This is a genomic window from Actinosynnema sp. NPDC023658, assembly GCF_040639995.1.
Lineage (GTDB): Bacteria > Actinomycetota > Actinomycetes > Mycobacteriales > Pseudonocardiaceae > Actinosynnema.
In genome coordinates this window covers 1-3,641 of the sequence record NZ_JBFAAX010000578.1, presented here as the reverse complement: position 1 = coordinate 3,641, position 3,641 = coordinate 1, and the positions used below count along the sequence as shown (strand labels likewise).

3 protein-coding genes and 1 pseudogene are annotated in these 3,641 nt (G+C 71.7%); 2 read left to right on the top strand and 2 right to left on the bottom strand.

The window, feature by feature from the left end:
* Positions 1 to 184 (top strand): annotated as a pseudogene (locus AB0G02_RS31445) (MBL fold metallo-hydrolase); the annotation flags it as partial.
* A 26-nt stretch (positions 185 to 210) separates the two neighbouring features.
* Here the strand turns inward: AB0G02_RS31445 and AB0G02_RS31440 are convergent.
* Together AB0G02_RS31440 and AB0G02_RS31435 are read right to left on the bottom strand one after the other, a co-directional pair.
* Positions 211 to 1,218, bottom strand: a complete 1,008-nt coding sequence (locus AB0G02_RS31440; RefSeq protein WP_360801297.1) for a calcium/sodium antiporter — start codon at positions 1,216 to 1,218, stop codon at positions 211 to 213.
* Between the two features lie 216 nt (positions 1,219 to 1,434).
* The gene (locus AB0G02_RS31435; RefSeq protein ID WP_360801294.1) at positions 1,435 to 2,658 is read right to left on the bottom strand and encodes an MFS transporter; all 1,224 of its coding nucleotides are present in this window, start codon (positions 2,656 to 2,658) and stop codon (positions 1,435 to 1,437) included.
* A 349-nt stretch (positions 2,659 to 3,007) separates the two neighbouring features.
* On the opposite strand from AB0G02_RS31435, the gene AB0G02_RS31430 reads away from it, so the two are divergent.
* Positions 3,008 to 3,641, top strand: a 634-nt coding sequence (locus AB0G02_RS31430) for a methyltransferase (RefSeq protein ID WP_360801291.1), incomplete at its 3' end; no start/stop codon positions are given.

The following is a 3,641-nucleotide window of genomic DNA, read 5'->3' as shown; positions in this document are numbered from 1 at the left end:
GACCCCGCTCCAGGCCGCGCGCGAGGCGGACCTGGGCGAGTTCGCCGACCTGCCGGACGCCGAGCGCCTGGTGCTCAACCTGCACCGCGCCTACGCCGACGCCGCCGGGCAGGAGCTGGACATCGTGGCCGCGTTCGGTGACGCCGTGGCCTACAACGGCGGACCGCTGTCCTGCGCCGTGTGAGGTGACGCCGAGGGGGCGGTACCCGCCTACAGCCGGGTGGTGAGCAGCCAGGCCATGTAGAGCACGTAGGTCGTCACGAAGGCGCCGCCCTCCCAGCGGCTCAGCCGCCTGCGGGTGAAGAAGGCGGGCACGCACACCAGCGCGGAGGCGACCATCAGCACCAGGTCGAGGGCCAGCACGTCGTCGGGCACCGGCACGGACCCGGGCGCGGCGAGGACCGTAGGCCCGAGGATGAGCGCGATGTTGAACACGCTGGACCCCAGCAGGTTCCCCAGCGCGAGCGACCGGTCCTGACCCCTCACGGTCGAGAGGATCGTGGTCACGAGCTCCGGCGCGGAGGTGCCGACCGCGACGACGGTCAGGCCGACGACCGAGTCGCTCGCGCCCCAGCTGCGGGCGAGCTGCACCGCGCCGTCGACGAGGAACTCGGCGCCGACGACGATGACCGCCAGGCCGACGACCAGCAGGACCACCTCGACCACGACCCGTCGGCGGACGCCCACCCGGCTGTCGGACGCCGGCGTCGTGGGTGCAGGCGGGTCGGGTGCAGGCGTCGTGGGTGCAGGCGTGTCGGACGGGAGGCCCGGCGGATCCTGCGGTTCCCGCCTGGTGTGGACGACCAGGAACACCAGGTACGCGGCCCCGTACCCGCACAGCCACAGCCCGTCCCTGGTGCTGAGCGTGCCGTCGCGGGCCAGCACGAAGAGCAGCACCGAGGCGCCCGTCATGACCGGAAGGTCGATGCGCAGCGTCCGCGGCGCGAACACGACCGGCCGGATCACCGCGGCCAGCCCCAGGATGAGCAGGACGTTGACCAGGTTGGTGCCCACGATGTTGCCCACGGCGAGGCCGGCGTTGCTCTGGTGGGCGGCGTTGAGGCCGATGGCCAGCTCCGGCAGGCTGGTGCCGAGGGAGACGACCGTCAGGCCCACCACGAGCGGGCTGACGCCCATCCGGCGGGCGAGGGCGGTCCCCTGGCGCACCACCAGCTCGGCGCCGGCGACCAGCATCGCCAGCCCCACCACCAACGCCACCACACACCTCCCGGTGCCCGGCCGCTCCGACGTCACCCGGCGTGACCGGCGGAGGCCATCGGCTCAGGGTGCGGTACCCGCCCCCGCTCCGCACGGCGGCCCGACCGACGTGTGACTTCGGTCAACACTGAAGCGATCGAGGCTACGAAGTCAGGAGAAGCTCGTGGGCGGTCCGCGCCCCCGCCGACGCCGGCACCGCCGTTCAGCGGCCCGGCATCACGACTCGTGGTCGACGGCGGCGGAGGCGGTGGTGCGTCGGGTGATCGTGCGGTCCACCAGGATCGCCGGGATGGTCAGGACCGCGATGACCGCACCGATCCACGGGATCGCGGTGAAGGACGCGCCGGCGCTCAGCGCGATGCCCGCGAACACCGGCACGAGGCTGATGCCGAGCTGGAACATCGAGACCGCGGTCGACCCGGCGAGGGTCGGCGCCTGGGACGCCAGGGTGAACACCCGGCCGTAGATCGCCGGGTTGAGCACGAAGCCCGAGACGCCCATCAGCAGGACGATCACGATCACCAGGACGTCGTACTCGGCCAGGAGCGCGAGCAGCACCGAGCACACCGCGATCCCGATCGCGCCGATCAGCAGCGCGTGGAACGGCCGGGCGTCCGCGATCCGACCGCCGATCGACAGGCCGACGAACGCCCCGATGCCGAACAGCGTGAGGACCGCGGGCACCCACACCGCGCCGAGACCGGTGACGTCGGTGAGGAGCGGCGCGAGGTAGTTGTAGGTGATCATGTAGGACGCGGTGCTCAGCAGCGTGGCGGCGTAGACCGCGTACAGCCGGGGCTGCTTCATCGCCCGCAGCTCCGAGCGCACACCGGGTTCCACGGCGGACTTGGTCGCGGGCACGGCCGCCGCGGTGAGGAGCGCGCCGATGACGGTCAGCGCGAAGACGGCCCAGAACCCGCCGCGCCACCCGGTGTAGTAGCTGAGCAACGCGCTGGCCGGGCCACCGGCGATCATGGCGATGCTGAGCCCGCTGACGACCACGCCGGACGCGCGCGCGGTGCGCTCCGGCGGGACGAGGCTGATCGCGGTGACCGCCGCGACGGCCCAGAACCCGGCGTAGGCGATGCCGCAGACGAACCGGGCGACCAGGATCACCGCGTAGTCGTCGACCAGCAGGCTGACGGCCACCGCGGCGGCGAACAGCAGCTGCGTGACCACCAACGTGGTCCGGCGGGGCCAGCGCAGGGTCAGCACGGCCATCGGCGGCCCACCGATCACCACCGCGATGGCGAACGCCGTGATCAACGCGCCGGCGGCGGGCAGCGTGATGTGCAGGTCCTTCGCGATCGCCGGCAGCACGCCGGCGACCAGGAACTCGGCGCTGCCCATCGCGAGCAGGCTGAACGAGAGCAGGTATACGCCCAGCGGCAACCTCCTGCCGTCGGCGGCGGCCGTGCGCGTGGTGGCTTCGGCGCTCATCGGACACCACCCCGCATCGGGGTGGTGGCGGGTTCTGTGGTCATCGCCTGGGACCGAGTCCGTTCTGCCGGTGGGCTGACGTCCGGTGGTCCCCGCACTGTCGGGGATCACCGCCATCCAGGTTGGCGACGGCGGCGACGCGGCGGCAAGTTCCGTTGCCGGAACCGGGACGATTCCCCGCCCGTCCGGGGCGGAATTCACCGGAACAGGTGTGTCGGTGCGCATTCCCGGCACCGTCGTTGACAGCGCGGAACACCCGTGTGACCCTTCGTCCGAAACGCATTCGATGCGAATTCCCACCCGATTCAGGAGTTGCCCCCAACGCCACCACGACGGAGGAACCACGCACATGTACAACCAGCTCGGATACGAATTAGGAAGCTGGACGCTGACCCGGATCGAAGACCCGGACAATCCCCTCCAGGACTCGTTCTCACTGCTCGACATGGAATGGGACCTGCTGCCCGAGGTGTTTCCCCCCTACACCGACCCGGGCCCCGGTCTGTTCGCGTCCTGGGTGCCCTACGAGGAGGGCCACCGGTTCCTGGAGATGGGCTGCGGCGCGGGTGTGGCGTCGGTCCTCGCGGCGCAGCGCGGCTGTCGGCGGGTGCTGGCGCTGGACATCAACCCCGCGGCCGTGGAGAACACCCGGCGCAACGCCGCCCGGCACGGCGTGGCGGACCGCGTCACGGCGCTGACCAGCGACCTGTTCGACGCGGTGGACGCCGCCGAGGTGTTCGACGTCGTCTTCTGGAACAGCCCGTTCATCGAGGCGCCGGAGGACCGCCAGTACGGCAAGCAGATCGAGCGGGCCGTCATGGACCCCGGTTACGGGTTGCAGCGCCGGTTCTTCCGCGACGCGGGCGCGCACCTGGCCGACGGCGGGCGGATCTACCTGGGCACCAGCGACGCGATGGGCAACCGCGACAAGACGTTGCAGGCGGCGGCGGACGCGGGTTTCACCGGTCGGAAGCACCGCTCGC

What these genes read in the sequence shown, in the direction of transcription:
- AB0G02_RS31435 (WP_360801294.1), bottom strand. Translation starts at nt 2,658, where the DNA reads ATGAGCGCCGAAGCCACCACGCGCACGGCCGCCGCCGACGGCAGGAGG.